21 protein-coding genes are annotated in these 20,692 nt (G+C 55.0%); 6 read left to right on the top strand and 15 right to left on the bottom strand.

Features of this window, described 5'->3' with window-relative positions:
• Positions 1-116: 116 nt before the first annotated feature.
• From ybaK to copA, 3 genes are all read right to left on the bottom strand, one after another.
• Positions 117-596: a Cys-tRNA(Pro)/Cys-tRNA(Cys) deacylase YbaK gene (gene ybaK, locus N1249_RS05190; RefSeq protein ID WP_014069174.1), complete on the bottom strand. Its 480-nt coding sequence runs from the start codon at positions 594-596 to the stop codon at positions 117-119.
• A 199-nt stretch (positions 597-795) separates the two neighbouring features.
• Positions 796-1,590: a TraB/GumN family protein gene (locus N1249_RS05195; protein WP_259835055.1), complete on the bottom strand. Its 795-nt coding sequence runs from the start codon at positions 1,588-1,590 to the stop codon at positions 796-798.
• A gap of 50 nt (positions 1,591-1,640) precedes the next feature.
• Positions 1,641-4,139, bottom strand: coding sequence for a copper-exporting P-type ATPase CopA (gene copA, locus N1249_RS05200; protein ID WP_259835057.1), 2,499 nt, complete (start codon positions 4,137-4,139; stop codon positions 1,641-1,643).
• A gap of 108 nt (positions 4,140-4,247) precedes the next feature.
• Here copA and cueR point away from each other — a divergent pair, with 108 nt between their 5' ends.
• Positions 4,248-4,652 carry a Cu(I)-responsive transcriptional regulator gene (gene cueR / locus N1249_RS05205; protein WP_259835059.1) on the top strand — a complete coding sequence of 135 codons (405 nt, stop codon included), beginning with the start codon at positions 4,248-4,250 and terminating at the stop codon, positions 4,650-4,652.
• Here the strand turns inward: cueR and N1249_RS05210 are convergent.
• From N1249_RS05210 to N1249_RS05230, 5 genes are all read right to left on the bottom strand, one after another.
• A complete protein-coding gene (locus N1249_RS05210) occupies positions 4,649-5,101 on the bottom strand; it encodes an NfeD family protein (RefSeq protein WP_217186273.1) in 453 nt (150 codons plus the stop codon). The two genes, cueR and N1249_RS05210, sit on opposite strands and share 4 nt — an antisense overlap.
• Positions 5,098-6,012, bottom strand: a complete 915-nt coding sequence (locus N1249_RS05215) for an SPFH domain-containing protein (RefSeq protein ID WP_042715719.1) — start codon at positions 6,010-6,012, stop codon at positions 5,098-5,100. Before N1249_RS05215 ends, N1249_RS05210 begins: the two co-directional genes overlap by 4 nt.
• Before the next feature lie 152 nt (positions 6,013-6,164).
• On the bottom strand, positions 6,165-7,019 hold the full coding sequence (locus tag N1249_RS05220; protein WP_259835063.1) for a hypothetical protein: 855 nt from the start codon (positions 7,017-7,019) through the stop codon (positions 6,165-6,167).
• 310 nt (positions 7,020-7,329) lie between these two features.
• Positions 7,330-7,695, bottom strand: coding sequence for a hypothetical protein (locus N1249_RS05225; RefSeq protein ID WP_259835064.1), 366 nt, complete (start codon positions 7,693-7,695; stop codon positions 7,330-7,332).
• A gap of 75 nt (positions 7,696-7,770) precedes the next feature.
• Positions 7,771-8,850: a hypothetical protein gene (locus tag N1249_RS05230; RefSeq protein ID WP_259835066.1), complete on the bottom strand. Its 1,080-nt coding sequence runs from the start codon at positions 8,848-8,850 to the stop codon at positions 7,771-7,773.
• A gap of 419 nt (positions 8,851-9,269) precedes the next feature.
• Here N1249_RS05230 and fetA point away from each other — a divergent pair, with 419 nt between their 5' ends.
• Both fetA and fetB read left to right on the top strand, forming a co-directional pair.
• A complete protein-coding gene (gene fetA / locus N1249_RS05235; protein ID WP_259835068.1) occupies positions 9,270-9,941 on the top strand; it encodes an iron efflux ABC transporter ATP-binding subunit FetA in 672 nt (223 codons plus the stop codon).
• Entirely contained in the window at positions 9,934-10,716 is a 783-nt protein-coding gene (gene fetB / locus N1249_RS05240; RefSeq protein WP_259835070.1) for an iron efflux ABC transporter permease subunit FetB, read from the top strand. Before fetA ends, fetB begins: the two co-directional genes overlap by 8 nt.
• Positions 10,717-10,766: 50 nt before the next feature.
• Here fetB and N1249_RS05245 read toward each other — a convergent pair whose 3' ends face one another.
• Genes N1249_RS05245 through tesA form a run of 3 tightly spaced genes read right to left on the bottom strand, consistent with a single transcriptional unit; the run spans position 10,767 to position 13,103 of the window.
• Positions 10,767-11,621, bottom strand: a complete 855-nt coding sequence (locus N1249_RS05245; RefSeq protein WP_259835072.1) for a co-chaperone YbbN — start codon at positions 11,619-11,621, stop codon at positions 10,767-10,769.
• 59 nt (positions 11,622-11,680) lie between these two features.
• Positions 11,681-12,490, bottom strand: coding sequence for an SDR family oxidoreductase (locus tag N1249_RS05250; RefSeq protein ID WP_259835074.1), 810 nt, complete (start codon positions 12,488-12,490; stop codon positions 11,681-11,683).
• Complete coding sequence (gene tesA / locus N1249_RS05255; RefSeq protein WP_217186267.1) at positions 12,471-13,103, bottom strand: multifunctional acyl-CoA thioesterase I/protease I/lysophospholipase L1; 633 nt, start codon at positions 13,101-13,103, stop codon at positions 12,471-12,473. Before tesA ends, N1249_RS05250 begins: the two co-directional genes overlap by 20 nt.
• On the opposite strand from tesA, the gene ybbA reads away from it, so the two are divergent.
• From ybbA to N1249_RS05270, 3 genes are all read left to right on the top strand, one after another.
• On the top strand, positions 13,074-13,760 hold the full coding sequence (gene ybbA, locus N1249_RS05260; RefSeq protein WP_259835077.1) for a putative ABC transporter ATP-binding protein YbbA: 687 nt from the start codon (positions 13,074-13,076) through the stop codon (positions 13,758-13,760). The genes tesA and ybbA overlap by 30 nt on opposite strands.
• Positions 13,757-16,171, top strand: a complete 2,415-nt coding sequence (gene ybbP / locus N1249_RS05265; RefSeq protein ID WP_259835079.1) for a putative ABC transporter permease subunit YbbP — start codon at positions 13,757-13,759, stop codon at positions 16,169-16,171. Before ybbA ends, ybbP begins: the two co-directional genes overlap by 4 nt.
• Before the next feature lie 182 nt (positions 16,172-16,353).
• Positions 16,354-17,499 carry a porin gene (locus N1249_RS05270; protein WP_259835081.1) on the top strand — a complete coding sequence of 382 codons (1,146 nt, stop codon included), beginning with the start codon at positions 16,354-16,356 and terminating at the stop codon, positions 17,497-17,499.
• Between the two features lie 71 nt (positions 17,500-17,570).
• Here N1249_RS05270 and mnmH read toward each other — a convergent pair whose 3' ends face one another.
• From mnmH to N1249_RS05290, 4 genes are all read right to left on the bottom strand, one after another.
• Positions 17,571-18,641 (bottom strand): tRNA 2-selenouridine(34) synthase MnmH, encoded by a 1,071-nt coding sequence (gene mnmH / locus N1249_RS05275; RefSeq protein WP_259835082.1) that lies wholly within the window; start codon positions 18,639-18,641, stop codon positions 17,571-17,573.
• A gap of 81 nt (positions 18,642-18,722) precedes the next feature.
• Positions 18,723-19,790, bottom strand: coding sequence for a 5-(carboxyamino)imidazole ribonucleotide synthase (purK, locus tag N1249_RS05280; RefSeq protein ID WP_259835084.1), 1,068 nt, complete (start codon positions 19,788-19,790; stop codon positions 18,723-18,725).
• Positions 19,787-20,296, bottom strand: a complete 510-nt coding sequence (purE, locus tag N1249_RS05285; protein WP_014069192.1) for a 5-(carboxyamino)imidazole ribonucleotide mutase — start codon at positions 20,294-20,296, stop codon at positions 19,787-19,789. Before purE ends, purK begins: the two co-directional genes overlap by 4 nt.
• Positions 20,297-20,470: 174 nt before the next feature.
• On the bottom strand, positions 20,471-20,656 hold the full coding sequence (locus N1249_RS05290; RefSeq protein WP_259835087.1) for a hypothetical protein: 186 nt from the start codon (positions 20,654-20,656) through the stop codon (positions 20,471-20,473).
• Positions 20,657-20,692 lie beyond the last annotated feature (36 nt).

Genomic DNA, 20,692 nt, shown 5'->3' on the forward strand with positions numbered 1-20,692 from the left:
GCGGCCTGATGCCCTCACCCCAACCCTCTCCCACCGGGAGAGGGCGCGAACACAAAAAACGGTAACGCCTGTTACCGTTTTGCTTTTACCTCGTAGCCGCCACCCGGCTTTTTCTTTTAATCCCTACGCGCAATATCCGCAAATTTAGCATCCAGCATTTTCGCCAGATCGCCTGCTGCCAGTTCAATATCCAGCCCGCGCTTGCCGCCTGAAATATAGATAGTGTCGAATTCCTGTGAAGGAGCATCAATCAGCGTTGGCAGCCGTTTTTTCTGCCCCAGCGGGCTGATCCCACCCACCAGATAACCGGTGGTGCGTTGCGCAACCATCGGATCCGCCATGTCGACCTTTTTCGCACCCAGCGCTTTGGCGACTTTTTTCAGATCAAGCTGACCCGCTACTGGCGTTACCGCCACGGCAAGGTGTTTCATATCACCATTCACTGCAACCAGCAGCGTTTTGTAAACCTGGTCGGCATTCAGCCCCAGTTTACGCACCACTTCATCACCAAAGTTAGTTTCATTCGGATCGTGATCGTAAGTGTGGATCCTGAAAGAGATTTTGTTTTTTTCGAGTAATTTAACGGCGGGAGTCATAGCTATCCTTCTTACGACAGACAATTCATGCCAGGAGCATACGCCTGACGTTTGTCTAAAAAATAGCACCATCTTGCGCAATAGTATTGGCAGTGATGGTCACTTTGAGCGACAATCGGCTCAACCGAAGGTCTCCTTCGGCATAATAAAAACGATGAAATTCCTCTTTGACGGGCCAATAGAAATATTGGCCATTTTTTTATTTCAGCAGTGACGGCAAATTCCCTTCTCCGTACAAATGTAACGCCCCCACGGCAACCACATAATGCCCGGCTGGCAGCGCATTCAGCGTCTGTTTCCATGCCCGGTTACGCTCGTTCATCAGGACATCATACAACGACTGGCTGAACGTGGCGGGTAATTCTGGTTTGTCGTTTACGGGCGGCGTTTCGAGCCACCAGCTCACCATCACCTGAAGCAACCGCGCGTTGGTATGCCAGTGGGTCAGGGTATCATCCAGCAATAATAAGCCATCATCAGGAAGCTGGCGTAACAGCTCAACCTGGCTTTGTGCCCCTTCCAGCTCAATGATCGGCAGGCTTCGTGCCCGGGCGGCGTGAAGGAGCTGGTAATCAATACCGTACTCACCCCGCAATCCCAGACGCTGCGCCTGTGTTGCCTGAAGCACCATGGCAATCTGCCACAGGGGCTGGGTTTCCAGCATCGACAGTGATACGCCCAGCTCATCGGCCACGCGCGTCAGTTCGGCAAGCTGGATGTCATTCAGGCGCTCGCTGAGTGGAGGTGGAATATCCAGATCGGCAAAAGGGGATTCACTGCCGGAAATATCGGCTTCAACAACCAGGGCATCCGCGTTACGCAGCAGTTTGAGCAGAGAAGGCGGAAGAGGCGACATCCCAGAAGTTCCCATATGGATGCTGCCAACCAGGTGCAGATGTTGTCCGCCAGGAAGTGAAATATCCATGCCCGGCCAGGCATAACGGCGGGGGAACAGGGCGCGAAACGATGTTTTTATACGATTAAACAGACTCATACGCGCTCCATGAACGGAAAGGTTCATGCTAGCGCGTAGGAGCCGAAGGTTCAATCTTTCGGTTTGAACCGCAACAGCCGGTTTGCGTTACTGACCACGGTGATGGACGACAGCGCCATTGCTGCGCCTGCCACCACCGGGTTGAGCAGCGTGCCGGTCAGCGGCCACAAAATCCCGGCGGCAATTGGAATGCCGAAACTGTTGTAGATAAATGCCCCTAACAGGTTCTGTTTCATATTGCGCAACGTGGCTTTTGAAATGGCCAGCGCATCCGCCACGCCCATCAGACTGTGGCGCATCAGGGAGATCGCCGCTGTCTCGATGGCGACATCGCTGCCGCCGCCCATCGCGATCCCCACATCGGCCTGAGCCAGTGCCGGAGCATCGTTGATCCCGTCCCCGACCATAGCCACCTGGCGCCCCTGGTTTTGCAGCGTTTTGATGGCGTCGGCTTTACCCTCTGGCAGTACTCCGGCAATCACCTTATCAATACCGGCCTCGCGGGCAATGGCGTTTGCCGTTGTCGGGTTATCCCCGGTCAGCATCACCAGGCGATAGCCCGCACGGTGCAGACGTTTCAGGGCATCCACGCTGTCCTGGCGCAGCGGATCGCGAACGGCAATCAGAGCCGCCGCTTTGCCGTCTACAGCCAGCAGTACCGGTGTCGCGCCCTGAGATGCCTGCGCTTCCAGTTCACTGTCCAGTGCCGACGTATCGATACCCTTTTCATTCAGCAGCGCCTGGTTACCCAGCAGCAGCGCGTGTCCTTCTGCTTCACCGCTGACGCCCAGCCCACGCAGGGTGCGGAAGTTATTCACCTGCGGCAGGGCTGCATCCGTTGCTTTATCGAGAATGGCGCGGGCCAGAGGATGACTGGAACCTTGTTCCAGCGAGGCCGCCAGACGTAGCGCATCGGCTTCGGCGATGCCAGCGGTGTTCACCGCGACCACCTGCGGTTTACCTTCGGTAAGGGTGCCAGTTTTATCAAATACCAGCGTATCGAGCGTGCTGGCGCGTTGCAGGGCGTCGGCATCACGCACCAGAACACCAAACTCGGCGGCACGACCCACGCCCGAGATAATCGACATTGGCGTGGCCAGGCCAAGTGCGCAAGGACAGGCGATGATCAAAACCGTGGTGGCAATCACCAGGGTGTAGACAATCTGCGGCGCCGGGCCGAAGAAATACCAGATAGCGGCGCTCAGCAGGGCGATACAGACCACCACGGGCACAAAAATGGCGGAGATTTTATCAGCAAGCTGGCCAATCTCCGGCTTACTGCTCTGGGCCTGACGCACCATGCGGATAATGCGCGACAGTGTGGTGTGGCTGCCTGTGCGGCTTGCACGGAACAGTACGCTGCCGTCCTGCACCACCGTACCGGCGTGTACGGCATCCCCCAGGGATTTTTGCTGTGGGATAGGTTCCCCGGTCAGCATGGCTTCATCAAGCCAGGCATCACCCTGAGTGATTTCGCCGTCAACAGGAACACGGTCGCCGGTAGTCAGGCGCAGCGTCATACCCGGCTGAACTTCAGCCAGCGGGACATTTTTCTCGCCATCGTCTGTGACGACGCGTGCGGTTGGCGGCGTTAAATCAAGGAGTCTTTCCAGCGCTTTAGAGGAGCGCTGGCGCGCGCGGGCTTCAAGCATATGGCCTAAGTTAATCAGGCCGATAATCATCGCGCTCGCTTCGTAATAAAGATGGCGCGCTTCCATCGGGAACCACTGCGGCCAGACGTTGACGCTCATCGAATAGAGCCAGGCCGCGCCCGTGCCAAGTGCGACAAGCGTATCCATTGTCGCGGTGCGATTTTTCAGGCTTTTCCAGGCGCTTGAATAGAAGTGACCCCCGGCGAAAATCATGACGCCGAGCGTAATCACACCAATCACCAGCCACAGCGTGCGGTTATCGTCAGTGACCATCATGTTGTCACCGATCATGCCCCATACCATTACCGGAATACCGACCAGCAGCGCGACAATCGCCTGCCAGCGGAAGCGTTTCATGGTGGCCACCGCCGTTTCCTGCTGGCGTTCGCGGCGTTTGGCATCATCTTCGATGGCCTCTGCGCCGTAGCCTGCTTTTTCGACGGCCTGCACTAAATCTGCGGCGGAGGCACTGCCCATAATCAGCGCAGTACGCTCCGCAAGGTTGACCCGTGCCTGTGCGACGCCCGGTACGGCCTGCAATGCATTTTGTACCCGGGAAACGCAGCTGGCGCAGCTCATGCCGTTGATCAGCAGCTGTTGGCTGTCATCAATATCATCAGCTACCGGAAGCTCAGGAGTGGCCGCTGTCAGTGCTTCCGACGGGAGTGATGACTCTGCCAGCGGTTTAGCCTTTGGGTGGCTTAACTCCGCTCCGTAACCGGCTTGTTTGATGGTGTCGATCAGCGCATCTGCGCTGGCGCTACCGGTGACGGCAGCATGATCGATAGTCACGTCCGCGCTTTCCACATCAGGACGCTGTTCCAGGCTTTCTTTAACGCGTTTGACACAGTGGCCGCAGGAGAGGCCGTCCAGTGTCAGATCAATTGTGTGAGACATAACAAAACTCCCGTATAATTAACTGGTCAGTTATTGACCTTCATAATGCTTTTCGCTAACTGTTATGAAGGTTAAACCTTCCATCAAGGGGAAGGTCAAGGGGGAAATGTGAATATCAGTGATGTTGCGAAAAAAACCGGATTGACCAGCAAAGCGATTCGTTTTTATGAAGAGAAAGGGCTGGTTACACCGCCACTGCGCAGCGAAAACGGCTACCGCAGTTATACGCAACGGCATCTTGATGAGCTGACGTTACTGCGTCAGGCAAGGCAGGTTGGTTTTAACCTGGAAGAGTGCGGCGAACTGGTTAACCTGTTCAACGATCCGAAACGCCACAGTGCAGATGTCAAAAAACGTACCCTGGAGAAGGTTGCTGAAATTGAGCGCCATATCATTGAGCTACAGGCGATGCGGGAACAACTGCTGGGGCTGGCGGCGTCCTGTCCGGGGGATGACAGCGCCGATTGTCCGATTATTGATAATCTTTGCTGCCATCGCAAGGCCAATGCTTAACAGGCTTTTACGCGCAGGGTAATACCTTCCACCGCAATGACCTCAACCCGTGTTCCGGCGCTGAGGTCATCATCTGCCACCACCGGCCACGAGCTATCACCTACGCGCATGTGCCCGCGGCCATTCACCAGCGTGGTGTCCAGCGTAAAACGCTTGCCGACAATCTGCTGCCCGCGCTGATTCAGATGGGCATCCACCGGCTTCTGCGCTTTCACCCGCGTGCTCAGCCAGCGCCACCACAGCCAGGCCGCAACCAGCGTCAGTACGGCAAACAGCGCGCCCTGCCATGCCCAGTCCAGTGGGATAAGCCACACCAGCAGCCCGGTGATCACGGCAGCAACGCCGCTCCAGAGCAGGTAACCGTTGCCGCCAAGCATCTCGGCTGCCAGCAATAAGCCACCGAGACTTAGCCAGAAGGCATGAGGATGTGCAACGATGAGCTCAATCATTTCTTACGCTCGTTTCCGCTATCCTTAATGAGCTCGGCAATCCCGGCAATTGAGCCCATCAGGCTGCTGGCATCCAGCGGCATCATCACTACTTTGCTGTTATTTGCAGAACCAATCTCTTTCAGTGCATCGGTATATTTTTGTGCCACGAAGTAGTTAACGGCCTGGATATCACCGGCAGCAATAGCTTCGGACACCATCTGGGTTGCGCGGGCTTCCGCTTCGGCGGAACGTTCACGCGCCTCAGCCTGAAGGAACGCAGACTGGCGATCGCCTTCCGCTTTCAGGATCTGCGACTGTTTTTCCCCTTCCGCTTTCAGGATCTCTGCCTGACGCACACCTTCGGCCTCAAGGATATAGGCACGTTTGGTACGCTCGGCCTTCATCTGGGCGTTCATGGATGCGATCAGTTCCGCCGGTGGGCGTACGTCACGGATCTCAATACGGGTGACTTTAATCCCCCACGGATTTGTCGCCTCATCCACAATGTGCAGCAGACGCGTATTAATACTGTCGCGCTGGGAGAGCATTTCGTCCAGCTCCATCGAACCGAGCACGGTACGGATGTTGGTCATCGTCAGGTTAACAATCGCCAGTTCGAGGTTGCTGACTTCATACGCCGCTTTAGGCGCATCAATCACCTGAATAAAGCAGACCGCATCAATGGTGACGTTGGCGTTGTCTTTGGAGATTATTTCCTGAGAGGGAATATCCAGTACCTGTTCCATCATGTTGATCTTACGACCGATTCTGTCCATGAAAGGCACGATAAGGCTTAAGCCAGGCTGCAACGTATTGGTATAACGGCCAAAGCGTTCAACGGTCCACTGATACCCCTGCGGGACAATTTTGACACCCGCACCCACGATAACCAGTGCGACGAAAATGAGGACAGGAACAACGATGAGCATAAAACCTCCTGTTTTGAATGCTGTGATGAGAAGAATTGTGTGTTTGTTGTTCGTAAGTATATCGGCTATTGGCCAGAAATTCGCCCCTGTAAAGAGGTGGGAAGTGGATGATAGGTAATAAAAAGCCCTGCCAGTTGGGCAGGGCAAAGGGATCAGGCGGCCGGGTGGGTATATGAAAAGTCGGCGATAAACTGCTCGCCCGCATCGGCGATGGCTTTGGATAAGCCCTGATAGTAGTTTTCCAGTCCAATGGCTTCAATTTGCTGGATATGCTCGCGGACCGGCGCGCAGAAAAGTACCGCGTTACCCGCCTCAACACGTTTGTTGTTTGGGGGAAGATCGCCTGCGATCGCTTTAAACCACGTTCTGATCCCCTGTTTCAAGCTGTGTGGGGCTTTCGACAGGTTTTCGACACCGGTCAGCACTTGCAGGGTTGGGAACTCATCGGCAAAGACGGCCGTTTTCATGCGTTCGAAGAACTGACAGAAAAGCTCAAATGAGCCCAGATCGGTTACGCGAGGCTTGGTGGTTTTACCGTTTTTGTTGCCGAGCTTGCTGGCTTCTGGCGTGGCCGCCGGAACCGCGTTGACCTTGTGCAGATCCAGGCCGAACAGCAGGTTACAGTGCGCGCGGCGCTCCTTAAGCGGGTAGGACATCAGCACATCGATAAACTGAGTGGCCTTTACATCCGCAAGATCGTGGTTGATGAGCCACTGTGAACGCGCGAATTCAGCCGGGGTGACAAACCAGTCCGGCACTTCATTGTAACGTTTTGATTTGCCCTTGCCGTCAAACTCAATAAAGTGCGCGCCATCATCAAAGGCGAATTTGCAGTTTTTGAAACTCCCGATCGTGGTGTTAACGATGAGCGCCTTTTTGACGAAATCAACAACCTCTGCACCGATGACAAAACTTGTGAGTTCCGAAGAATTGATGACTTCCATTAATGTTTCTACAGTAGGAACACCAGGCTTCAGGGAAGAGAACTCATAAAAGATATGTGTCATGTTGCATACTTCCTATAGTTATAAGGGTGCCAATTTGTACGTGAAAAAGTTTAACACTACTCAATGTCTGAGGCTATTAGCTCTGCGTGCGGGAACTCTGGCGAGATCACAAATGGAAGATAAACGTTACTTTTTAATGTCAACATGTCAAACAGGATTGACATGTTGAAGACTTTTTTTTTAAGCATTGCGTCCTTTTCTCATCAAAGTAGATGAATACATTAAATACACTTAACTAAGTCTGTTCTCAGATGCAAAAAAGCCGCCAGAGCGGCGGCTTTATTACGATACGTTTATGTGTGTCTGAAGGTTATTTCAGGTAGCCGACGAACCCTTCGCCTTGCTTCAGTAGCGCAACCTTGCCGCTCTTATAAACAACAATGTTGTACAGACCCTGGCTATAGCTTTTCGCTGTAGCGTTGTTTTCATCCAGTGCGGCGGGTTTACCGTCAACGGTTACCCAATCACCTGAAATTACTACGGTTATCCCGTAACCTTTCACCGTTCTTTTTTTCGCTGACTGTGCTTTTTGCACCGCGGGCAGAATGGAGTACTGCCCCAGTGTATGTTGCGCCGCAGGTTGGACTGGCATCATCCCCTGGGGCTGATTATGCCGGGCAAGCCCGCTCAGGCTCACGACGGCAAATGCCAGCGCGGTAAGTATCTTCAGTTTCATCCTGACACCTTAATTAATAAGAGAAAGTTAACAGGTCATCGTGATGACGACCTGAACACCAAATTGAGCAAAAAATCAGAAATCGCCAGAAATACCGGCACCTGCCATCCAGCCGCTGTCGAATGATGTCGATGCCTGAACGTTCACAGCGACATGGCTGGTCAGCCCTTTCTGAACACCGCCGGCCAGTGCTGCGCCGTCGCCGTTAGCGGTACCGGTGGAAAGCGCCCATGCATTATCGGAGTGATAGTGCAGGCTGGACATGGCCGCCGCGTTGTTCAGGCCACGTTTCAGTTCGTCACGGGTGTCCTCAATATCTTTCGCGTTACGATCGATTTGCTGACTGTTTTGAGAGATCGCGTCCGAGTTGCTGCTCACTTTGCTACGCGTGGCTTGATCAACGTAGTAGGTGTTTACATGCTGAACCGTTGTTACGGTATTTGTACCGCTCGCCGGGGTAACCGGGACTTTGGTGGATGGCTTCAGGCTGGTTGCCGGAATGACGGTCCCATTTGTTATTGGGGTAATGACCGGTGGCGCAATCAGGGCAGCCTGCTTTTTGGCAATATCCTGGCGGTAAAGCGTTGGGTTAACTGTCGGCACGGTCTGTGTCGTTGTGGTCGGGTTTACCACCGGTGGCGCAATCAGGGCAGCCTGTTTTTTGGCGATATCCTGGCGGTAAAGCGTTGGGTTAACTGTCGGCACGGTCTGTGTCGTTGTGGTCGGGTTTACCACCGGTGGCGCAATCAGGGCTGCCTGTTTTTTGGCGATATCCTGGCGGTAAAGCGTTGGGTTAACCGTTGGTACTGGTGTAGGCGTTGCAGTGATCAATGCGCGGTTCGCTGCAGCCACCTGAAGCCTGCCTAATCGGGCATCCTGACGTGTCTGAGTGACCCGCGTGAGTGCCGCATCGTATGCTTGCGTCGCCTTTATGGCTTCTGTCGAGTTCGGGCCGTACGTATAGATCGCATTCCCCTTCGCAAGATTGGCAAGATGCTCGTTATACATCGCCGTGCTATACGATTTATCCGCAAGGTGGGAGAATTGTTGCGCGCCCTGAAGGTTTGCAGCGGCTTGTTCAGGGGTTATTGCATATGTCGCTGGCACAATGCACAGAGCAACAGCAGCGGCCAATAATTTAACAGTGGTTTTCATCTTTTGTTTCCTGACGGTAGTACCGGGAGTTAATTCAAGTCAGTTAAGTTTTGTGACTTTTGAATTGAGTTCTTTCGCTTATTGCAGGCTTGATGTTTATGTTTAATAGACTTTCTTGTGTCTTTTGTGTGGCTGATTCTAGAGTGTGTAAAAGTGTGAAATTTTGACTTTAATCATTAAAAAGTGTTTGTGAAGTTAATATTTAATCAATTTAAATCTGTATTTAGTCTTATGGTTTCAGATGAAATATGCAGTTTTTTTGATCGAAAAAGCGTTTAAACCTGCTTTGTTTGAGGTTTTTTAGCGGGGAATGGAAAAAAGAGGCGTTTCTGAAGCGGCTTTTTTTGTGTGAGTAGATAATACGAATGTATACATTAAGTCTTTATTAAGTCTTAATGTATACAATCACTGGAAACAATATGAACGACAATAACGTGATTTTGCATATCAAGGATGTCGGGTATCGTGCCGGAGAGAACACCATTCTTCAGCATGTCGATTTTTCCCTTTCTCCTGGCGAATTCAAACTGATAACCGGCCCGTCAGGCTGCGGAAAAAGTACACTACTGAAGATTGTTGCGTCCTTACTCAGCCCAACCGAGGGGACGATTCTGTTTGAGGGGAAGGATATCGCTTCCCTGTCGCCCGAAAGCTATCGGCAGCAGGTGTCATACAGCGTGCAAACACCTTCGCTGTTTGGTGATACGGTTTACGATAACCTGATCTTTCCGTGGCAGATCCGCGGGAAATCACCTGAACCTGAAAAACTGATTGCCGACCTCGCACGCTTCGGATTGCCGCAAGAGACACTGACAAAATCGATAACCGAGCTTTCTGGCGGGGAAAGGCAGCGCGTATCCTTGATCCGTAATGTGCAGTTTTTACCGAAGGTACTGCTGCTGGATGAGATAACCAGCGCTCTCGACGAGAGCAACAAGCGTAATGTTAACGACATCATCCATCGTTATACCCGCGAGCAGAACATCGCTGTGCTGTGGGTTACGCATGATGCAAACGAAATTACCCATGCGGATGATGTCATCAGGCTTCAGCCGCAGGGTGGAAAAATGCAGGAGGCAAACCGTGGGTGAGCATAATATAACCAACGGATCGCTGGCGCTCTCTCTGGTACTGGTGCTGGTGGCGATTGTCGTCAGTTACCGTGAAAAACTGGGGCTGGAGAAAGACATTCTGATTGGTATCTGTCGCGCCGTTTCGCAACTTATCGCTGTTGGATTTGTACTGAAGTACATTTTCAACGTCAACAACGCGGTACTGACGCTGCTGATGGTGCTCTTTATCTGCTTCAACGCGGCGTGGAATGCGCAGAAGCGGAGCAAATACATCGATAAGGCGTTTGTTTCGTCGTTTATCGCGATCACGACCGGAACCGCGTTAACGCTGGCGGTGCTGGTGTTGTCAGGCTCGATTGAGTTTACGCCTATGCAGGTTATTCCCATTTCAGGGATGATTGCGGGGAATGCCATGGTGGCCGTGGGCCTGTGCTACAACAACCTGGGGCAACGCTTTAGCAGCGAACAGCAGCAGATTCAGGAAAAGCTAAGCCTGGGTGCGACACCGAAAGTGGCCTCGGCACGCCTGATCCGCGAGAGTATTCGTTCGTCGCTGATCCCAACGGTCGATTCCGCGAAAACGGTCGGGCTGGTGAGTTTGCCCGGCATGATGTCAGGGCTGATTTTTGCCGGGATCGACCCGGTAAAAGCGATTAAATATCAGATTATGGTGACGTTCATGCTGCTGTCTACCGCGAGCTTGTCGACCATTATTGCCTGCTACCTGACCTATCGGAAGTTTTATAACGCGCGCCATCAGCTGGTAATAACGCAGTTGAAAAAGACGGCGTAAACCGTCTTTTGTAGGCCCGGTAAGGCGAAGCCGCCACCGGGCACTCTGCATCAATACAACAGTGCGTACAGCTGGCGGCGATACTTCGAAGCCAGCGCATCACCCGTACCTAGCGCGGCAAGGATCTCCTGGAACATCTTACGCGCCTGGCCATCCGCGGCGGCCAGATCTTTTTGCAGATGGCTGAACAGCAGTTCCAGCGCCTCTTCGTTGCGACCCACCTGATGCAGCTGCAACGCCAGCTGGCTTGCCAGCGCAGCATCGGCCGGGTTACTGGCAACCTGCTGCTGGAGCTGCTGAATTTCAGGGGTGTCTGCCGCCTGTTTCAGCAGTTCAATCTGCGCGACCAGACCCTGATAGCGCGTATCCTGATCCTGAAGCGGGACCGTTTTCAGCACCGCTTCCGCATCTTCTGAGCGATGCAGGGCAATCTGTGTTTCTGCCAGCAGCAGGCCAATCTGGCTATTCTGATTCGACAGCTGCCAGGCATCTTTCAACAGTGGCAGGGCTTCGTCGTACTTGCCTTCCTGCATCAGTGCGACGGCTTCCTGGGCCTTCAGCTCTTCTTCACGCGGCAACACTTTATCCAGCAGCGCACGAATAACCTCTTCAGGCTGCGGCCCCTGGAAACCATCGACAGGCTGGCCGTTCTGGAACAGATAGACCGTAGGGATCGAGCGCAGGCCAAACTGAGAAGCCACCATCGGCTCGGCGTCGCAGTCCAGCTTCGCCAGAATAAACTGACCATTGTATTGCGCGGCCAGGCTTTCCAGTACCGGCGTCAGTTGAAGACAGTGTTGGCTGCGTTCAGACCAGAAGTAGAACAGCACCGGTTTGGTCATCGACTGTTCGAGTGTCTGATGCAGGTTAGCTTCAGTAATGTTTACGATATTCTGTGCGGACATACGTCATTCTCTGTTTATCAGTTTGTTCTTACATGGGGGGCAAGCCGCGTTGCTTCAACTCAACCGTGTAAAATTTTGTCCATCATCCGGCCAGGAAGCAGGCGTTTTAACCAGCCGACGGCATGGGTGACCAGCGTCACCGGATAGCGCATTTTGGGACGATCGCTTTCGAAAGCATGGCGCACTTTTGCGACAACCGCTTCCGGGCCCAGCGTAAAACGTGCGGCAATACCGGGATTTTCGACCGGCTTGTCTGACTGCGTCTGGTTGACGTTGTCGGTAAAGCGGGTACGAATCGGGCCGGGTTCAATCAGGCTCACCTTAATCCCGCTGTGGCGCAGCTCCATACGCAGGGCGTCAGACCAGGCTTCCAGCGCATACTTACTGGCGGCATACGCGCCGCGCCCGGGGGTAGAAATCAACCCCATCACGGAGGATGTCATCACGATACGCCCTTCACCGTGCGGCAACATGGCAGGCAGCAGGCGCATAGTGAGCTGATGCACACCAAAGAAGTTAGCGGAAAACTGCTGCTCTAACTGTTCGCGGGAGATGGTGGGGAGTGGGCCATAAACACCGTATCCTGCATTGTTGAACAGACCGAACAGACGATTGTTGGTCAGGGCAATGACCTCATCGGCTGCGCGTTCAATGCTTTCCGGCGAATCCAGATCCAGCAATACGCCGGTAAAACCCATCCCGTTCATGCGTTCGACGTCTTCGGGTTTACGGCAGGCTGCCAGAACCCAAAATCCCTGACGTTTTAATTCGAGGGCACTTTCAAGACCAATTCCGCTGGAACATCCTGTTATTAAGACCGATTTTTGCATAACTTTACCTGTCAGGATCTCAGCTGTGTGACGAGTCATGTTTAACTAAAGGGGCCAGTCGTGTTGCCATCCAGTCGGCAATAAACGGCTGAGCATCGCGATTGGGGTGGATACCGTCGTCCTGCATCCATTGGGGTTTCAGATAGACCTCTTCCATGAAAAATGGCAGCAGCGGAATATCAAACTCTTTGGCAAGCTTCGGGTAGATCGCGCTAAAGGCCTCATTATACCGACGACCGTAGTTGGCGGGCAGACGAATTTGCATGAGCAACGGTTTTGCATTCGCGGCCTTAATGTCCTGCAAAATGGTGCGCAGCGTTTGCTCCGTCTGCTGTGGCTGGAAGCCGCGCAATCCGTCATTACCGCCAAGCTCCACCAGCACCCAGCGTGGCTGATGTTGTTTGAGAAGGGCAGGCAGACGCGCCAGCCCCTGTTGTGAAGTATCGCCACTGATGCTGCCATTAATGACCGGCGTTTTTGTCTGCCATTTGTCATTAAGCAGCGCAGGCCACGCTGCGTTAGCGGCCATGCGATAGCCGGCGCTCAGGCTGTCACCCAGTACCAGTAACGTATCTGCCGCTGCCGCGCGGAAGGTCATCAGAATCAAAAACAGGAAGGGCAAATGCCAGCGGAAAACATTGTTGAAGTTCATCGTCTTAAGAAGTCCGTCGGTCAGGGTGAACACGAGCTGTCCATCCTCACCGGAGTTGAACTTGTTGTCAAACGCGCCGAAACCCTGGCGCTGATCGGTGAGTCAGGTTCCGGGAAATCGACGCTACTGGCCATTTTAGCCGGGCTGGATGACGGCAGCAGTGGCGAGGTTAATCTGGTTGGCCAGCCGCTGCACGCGCTTGATGAAGAAGCCCGCGCCGCACTGCGTGCCAGACATGTCGGCTTTGTCTTTCAGTCCTTCATGTTAATTCCCACCCTGAATGCGCTGGAAAACGTGGAGCTTCCTGGCCTGTTACGCGGTGAAAATACCTGCGAAAGCCGTGACCATGCCAAAGCGCTACTGGAACAGCTGGGGCTGGGCAAACGTCTTGACCATCTTCCGGCGCAGCTTTCCGGCGGCGAGCAGCAGCGCGTGGCGCTGGCGCGGGCATTTAATGGCCGCCCGGAAGTGCTCTTTGCCGACGAGCCTACCGGTAACCTCGACCGCCAGACCGGGGATAAAATTGCCGATCTGCTGTTTTCGCTCAACCGCGAACACGGCACAACGCTGATTCTGGTCACCCACGATCCGCAGCTTGCCGCCCGTTGCGATCGCCGGTTGCGGCTGGTCAACGGTGAACTTCAGGAGGAAGCATGATATCCCGCTGGTTCTGGCGCGAATGGCGCTCGCCATCGCTGCTGATTGTCTGGCTGGCCTTAAGCCTGGCGGTGGCCTGCGTACTGGCGCTTGGCAGCGTCAGCGATCGCATGGAAAAAGGCTTAAGCCAGCAAAGCCGCGAATTTATGGCAGGCGACAGGGCATTGCAAAGCTCGCGAGACGTGCCGCCCGCCTGGATTGAAGAAGCCCGCAAGCTGGGGCTGAAAGTGAGCGAGCAGCTTAGCTTCCAGACCATGACGTTTGCGGGGGACACCCCGCAGCTGGCGAGCGTTAAAGCCGTCGATGATATTTATCCTATGTACGGTGAGCTGCAAACCGACCCAGCAGGACTAAAACCTGCGCCCGGCACGGTGTTGTTAGCCCCGCGGCTGATGGCGTTGCTGAACCTGAAAACAGGCGACAGCATTGATGTCGGCGATGCCACCCTGAAAATTGCCGGGGAAGTGGTGCAGGAGCCTGATTCGGGGTTTAACCCGTTCCAGCTTGCGCCACGGTTATTAATGAACACCGCCGATGTGGCAAAAACCAACGCCGTACAGCCGGGGAGCCGCGTCACCTGGCGTTACAAGTTTGGCGGCACGCCCGCCCAGCTGGACGCATACGAAAAATGGCTCTTGCCGCAGTTAAAACCGGAACACCGCTGGTACGGGCTGGAGCAGGACGAAGGGGCGCTTGGCAAATCGCTTGAGCGGTCACAGCAGTTCCTGTTGCTCTCTGCGCTGCTCACGCTGTTGCTGGCCGTGGCGGCAGTGGCGGTGGCGATGGGGCACTACTGCCGCAGTCGCTATGACCTGGTCGCGATCCTCAAAACCCTTGGGGCGGGCAGGGCGCAACTGCGTAAGCTGATTGTCGGCCAGTGGTTAATGGTGCTGGCGCTGTCGGCGGTTACCGGCGGTGTAATGGGAGTGCTGTTTGAAAACGTGCTGATGATGCTGCTTAAACCGGTGCTGCCTGCCGCACTGCCTCCTGCAAGCTTATGGCCGTGGCTCTGGGCCGTGGGCGCGATGGTGGTGATTTCCTTGCTGGTGGGGCTACGCCCGTACCGGCTGCTGCTGGCCACACAGCCACTGCGCGTGCTGCGTCGTGATGTCGTGGCTAACGTCTGGCCGCTGAAATATTACCTTCCTGCGATTGTAGTGGTCGTGGTGGGGCTGCTTGCCTGGCTGATGGGGGGCAGTACCTTGCTCTGGGCCGTGCTGGCGGGAGCCGTGGTGCTGGCGGTACTGTGTGGCGTACTCGGCTGGATGCTGCTTAACGTACTGAAAGGGTTAACGATAAAATCGCTGCCTGTTCGCCTGGCGGTGAACCGTCTGCTGCGCCAGCCGTGGTCAACGCTGAGCCAGCTCTCCGCGTTTTCGCTGTCGTTTATGCTGCTGGCGCTGTTGCTGGTGCTGCGCGGCGATCTGCTGGACAGATGGCAACGCCAGCTCCCGCCCGAAAGCCCAAACTATTTCCTGATCAACATCGCGCCTGAACAGGTCACACCGCTGAAGGGGTTCCTGTCTGAGCACAAGATCGTGCCTGAATCCTTCTACCCGATTGTTCGCGCGCGCCTGACGCAAATCAATGGCAAGGTGACGGAAGGCAATCAGGATGAGGCGCTTAACCGCGAACTGAACCTGACCTGGCAGGACAAACGCCCGGATCATAACCCGATCACCGCCGGAACCTGGCCGCCAAAAGCCGGGGAAGTGTCGATGGAAGAGGGGCTGGCGAAACGCCTGAACATCGGGCTGGGAGATAAGGTCACCTTTACCGGTGACACGCAGGATTTCAGCGCTACGGTCACCAGCCTGCGTAAGGTGGACTGGGAAAGCCTGCGGCCGAATTTCTTCTTTATCTTCCCCGCGGGTGCACTGGACGGGCAACCGCAGAGCTGGCTGACCAGTTTCCGCTGGGAGAACGGCAACGGTATGCTGACCCAGCTTAACCGTGAGTTCCCGACCGTGAGCCTGCTGGATATCGGCGCGATCCTGAAACAGGTGGGACAAGTGCTGGAGCAGGTGAGCCGCGCCCTTGAAGTTATGGTAGTGCTGGTGACGCTCTGTGGCGTGCTGTTGTTGCTGGCTCAGGTGCAGGTCGGGATGCGTCAGCGCCATCAGGAGCTGGTGGTGTACCGTACGCTGGGGGCCGGGAAACGTCTGCTGCGCACTACCCTGTGGTGCGAGTTTGCCCTGCTGGGCCTGGTGGCTGGCCTGGTGGCGGCCATTGGTGCTGAAACGGCGCTGGCGGTACTCCAGACCCGGGTCTTTGACTTCCCGTGGGAGCCTGACTGGCGGTTGTGGTTCACACTGCCTGTTTGCGGTGCGGTGCTGTTGTCGCTGTGCGGCGGCTGGCTCGGTACGCGGCTGCTAAAAGGCAAAGCGCTGTTCCGTCAGTTTGTCAGTTAGTTGAGTTCCGTGATGATTGCGTACCGGTTTATATGCTGGTACGTAATCACTTAGTAGCACAAATCGATAATACCCATCATTTTAGTAGCACAAATCATTAAAAACCCACCCACACAGCCCTATATTTTCCAGTTAATATTCACCTGCTAAATATTTAGCAGCGTGTCTATCAAGGAAAAATAATGACTATAAAAAAAACAGCGCTGGCGGCAACGATCGGCGCGGCAGTGGCATTGACGTCTTTCGCAACTCAGGCGGAAATCACTGTTCTGAAACAAGATCCACAGGCGGGCGATCCGCTGAGCCGTCTTAACTTCACCGTTGGCGGCAGTATCCGTCCTCAGTTCAACATGATGACTGGCGACGGCGATAAAGGTTCCTACAAACGTAATGGCTTCGACGGCGGCACCCGTTTCCGTTTCGCAGCAGATTACTATCTGTTTGATGACATCAGCTGGGTAAGCTACTACGAGCTGGGTGTGAACATTCCTGCGCTGTTCGACTGGGATAACCACTACGCAGAAGGTGCAAACAACACCTCTCGCCGTATGCTGTACACCGGTCTGAAGAGCGACACCTGGGGTACGCTGACCTTCGGTCAACAGAACAGCGTTTACTATGATGTGGTTGGCGCGAAAACCGATATCTGGGACTACGACATGATCGGCCAGGCACCAGGTAACGGTATCAACGGCGACTACGACGGTTCTTATCGTTCACGCAAGATGCTGAAATATAAGAAAACCGTGGGCGATGCTGATATCTATGCATCCTACCTGTTCGAAGACGGTGAATACCTGCCAGGCAATGGCCTGCGTTACAAACGTAAAGGCGGCGGTTCACTGGGTCTGGATTATCACCTGACCAAAGATCTGACCTGGGGTACGGCGTGGAACTACACCCGCGCGGAAATGCGTAACCCGGAAAACAGCGACAGCAAAACCTACGATCAGAACATCCTGGGTACGGCGCTGAGCTGGACGCCTGATAACTGGACCTTCTCCGCGGGCGGCGGCTGGTACCAGAACTTCATGACCACCAAAAAAGTATCTACCAACAACTACTTTGCCGGTGACGCATGGGGTATTGAGTACTTCGCGGGCTACAAATTCCCAATCGGTCAGTATGCGGTTAAATCTATCCAGCCTTACTTCATGGGCGATCGCATCGAATACGTGAATGGTCGTAACTACCAGCGTATCGACAACGGCGTGGGTATCAGCTTCCAGCTGGATTACGGTTTCCGTGTTGACTACGAGCACGTGTTCACCTCCAGCACCGACGATCTGGGCGATATGAACCTGGTGCGTCTGCGTTACGACTTCTAAGTCGTCTGTTTCCCCGGTGGCGCTGCGCTTACCGGGGCTACAAAGCACGCGTAGGCGCCACCCGGCTTTTATCAGCGATCAAGCCACTCGGCTATTTCTTCGAACGTCCCGCGATACACAATCTTCTCTGCTTTCTTCTCCAGCTGATAGCCGTACATTGGGTCGTAATAATCATTCAACAGCGGCGCAAGCCAGCTAAAGTGCGCCCCGGTGCTGCCGGAACGTTGCTGTTCCAGAAGTGCGCTATCTAATAACGCGGTAAATTCAGCAAAGCGCTGTAGCCCCAGGCGGCGGCGAATGGCGAACAGACCGTGGTGCAGATACTCGCTGTACTCCTTCCAGCCTGTCTCTTCCCCATATGCGGCAGAAAAATCGGCCCACATATGGTCGAAATACTCTTCGCGCAGGCGCTCAAGGCGAATGTCGAACGGGTCGTCCACCACCACAATTGACGACTGCATCATGCGATCGCGCAGGCACTCCGGCAGGTGGTTAGAGCCAATCATGCGGCCTTCGTCTTCCAGCACCCAGCGTGCGGCATCTTTTTTTAATAGCTCAACCGCCAGCTGGTTCTCAAAACTTGCCTGCGAAAGCTGCGGCGTGAGCGTGCGGCCAAACGACGAGCCCCGATGGTGCGCCAGCCCTTCCAGATCGATCCCCTGCGCGTGCTGCTTCACCAGCAGGGTTTTACCGCTGCCGGTACAGCCGCCAATCAGCACCATCGGTTTTTGCACCTGCTCAACGGTGGCCTGAATGGCTGCCTGACGCAGCATCTTATAGCCACCTTTCACTAGCGGATAATCCACGCCGGCCTCTTTAAGCCAGGCCTGGGCGATATGCGAGCGCTGTCCGCCACGCGCGCAGCAGAAATAGCCGTCGGGATTTGCCAGGCTGGCTTCGCGCCAGGCCTGAATGCGCGCCTCGCGGGTGTCGCCTTTCACCAGGCTATGACCGAGCGCCAGCGCGGCTTCTGGCCCCTGACGTTTATAGCAGGTGCCAACGGCGGCGCGTTCGTCGTCGTTCATTAATGGCAGGTTGATTGCGGCGGGCATCGCGCCCTGTGCGAATTCGATCGGCGCGCGAACGTCGATTAAAGGGGTATCAGACGCGAGGATCGCGCGATAGTCCGTTCCATCGTGCATGGTGATTCCAGAAATCAAAACAGCAATGGAAGGGGATTTTACGCCGGGGAAGGGGAAGATCAACTCCCCGGCGGAGGAGACTTACGCGAGCTTCGACTGTGCCCAGACAATCCCGCTGGCGTACTCTGGTGGCAGCAGCGGAATAATGGCTTCAAGCGTCGCGCTCAGACGACCTTCATCGGTGTCGTTCAGGTTAAGGTGTCCCACCTTACGCCCCGGACGCACGTCTTTGTCGTACCAGTGCAGATGCACCAGTGGCAGCTTCAGCCAGTCGTAGTTCAGATCGGTACCGATCAGGTTGATCATCACCGACGGGCTGTTCACCACCGGCTGCGGCAGCGGCAGGTCTGTAATGGCGCGCAGGTGCAGCTCAAACTGGCTGATGGATGCGCCGTTTTGCGTCCAGTGCCCGCTGTTGTGCACGCGCGGAGCCAGTTCGTTAATCAGCAGCCCGGCAGGAGTGACAAAGCACTCCATCGCCATCACGCCCACATAACCCAGCTCATGCATGATGGCCGAGAGCATATCTTCTGCCTGTGCCTGCTGCGCGGCATTCGCCTGCGGGAAGGCGACGCTGGTGCGCAGAATGCCATCCTGATGCAGGTTGTGCGTCAGCGGATAAAACACGGTGCTGCCATCGTGTGCACGCGCGCCAACCAGCGAGACTTCGCCGCTAAAGTTGATGCCCTGCTCAACAATGCACTCACCGTAGCAATCATCCGGCAGTTCGGCGGTTTCGCTGGCACGTAAGCGCCACTGCCCGCGGCCGTCGTAACCACCCACGCGACGCTTCACAATCGCCAGTTCACCGAGCATGGCAAACACATCGTTCCACTCGCTTTTATCGGACAGCAACTGCCACGGCGCGGTCGCCAGACCAAGCTTGTCGAACAGCTGTTTTTGGGTCAGGCGGTCGGCAATGATCGGAAACACATCGCGGTTAACAAAAGCGTTATGACGCGCCAGCTCACGGGTCAGGGCTGTTTCCGGCCAGCGTTCGATCTCGGCGGTGATCACGCTCTGATGAAAAGGCACGGCTTCCGGTTCGGCATCCAGCCCGACGGGCCAGACGGAAATTCCCAGCGGTTCACCGGCCTGGCGCAGCATCCGGCCGAGCTGACCGTTGCCGAGAACGCAAACCTGTTTCATGCCGCACCCCGCGGATCCGGGTTATCCAGCACTTCGTCGGTCTGGGCTTTACGCCACTCAGCCAGACGCTGATGCAGGGCTTTATCGTGAGTCGCCAGAATCTGTGCGGCCAGCAGCGCAGCGTTTGCCGCACCGGCTTTGCCAATCGCCAGCGTACCCACCGGAATACCGCGTGGCATCTGAACAATAGAGTAAAGGCTGTCAACGCCGCTTAATGCTGCGCTTTGTACCGGAACACCTAATACTGGCACCAGCGTTTTTGCGGCAATCATGCCTGGCAGATGTGCTGCGCCGCCCGCACCGGCAATGATCACCTCGTAACCGTTCTCTTCAGCGCTTTCGGCAAAGCTGAACAGTTTATCGGGTGTACGGTGTGCGGAAACCACTTCAACGTGGTGCGGAACATTCAGGATTTCGAAGATTTCGGCGGTGAACTGCATGGTAGCCCAGTCGCTTTTGGACCCCATCACGATGGCGACACGCGCCGGATTATTGCGGGAAGACATGCGTCTTAAAACTCCTGTGGTGCGAAACACACTGCTTTCGAGGGCACAGAGAATAGCATGTAATACGGGCAAGGAAAACGGTTGCGCGGCTAAAACTTGAGCCGTTGTGGCCACCCGCGCATAACAAAACAGACCGCATCTGGCGGTCTGTTTAGCGAAAATCTCTGGCGATTTTTACAGGAGATTTCCTGCTGTCAGGTTTTCTTTATCGAATGCATGGCCGACATCAATATGATTTTCCATGCTGGTGTCGATATTCGAACCTGCTTCCGGGGTGGAGAAGTGATGCTCCGCCGCCATCGCGCCAGTGGACAGGACAGCGGCCAGCAGCAGGGTGCTCACGATGCTGATTGTTTTCATTCTCTGTTCCTTACTCATCGTATTGTCGCTGTCGCT

The sequence above is a fragment of the Enterobacter sp. CP102 genome (assembly GCF_025152625.1).
GTDB lineage: Bacteria > Pseudomonadota > Gammaproteobacteria > Enterobacterales > Enterobacteriaceae > Enterobacter > Enterobacter soli.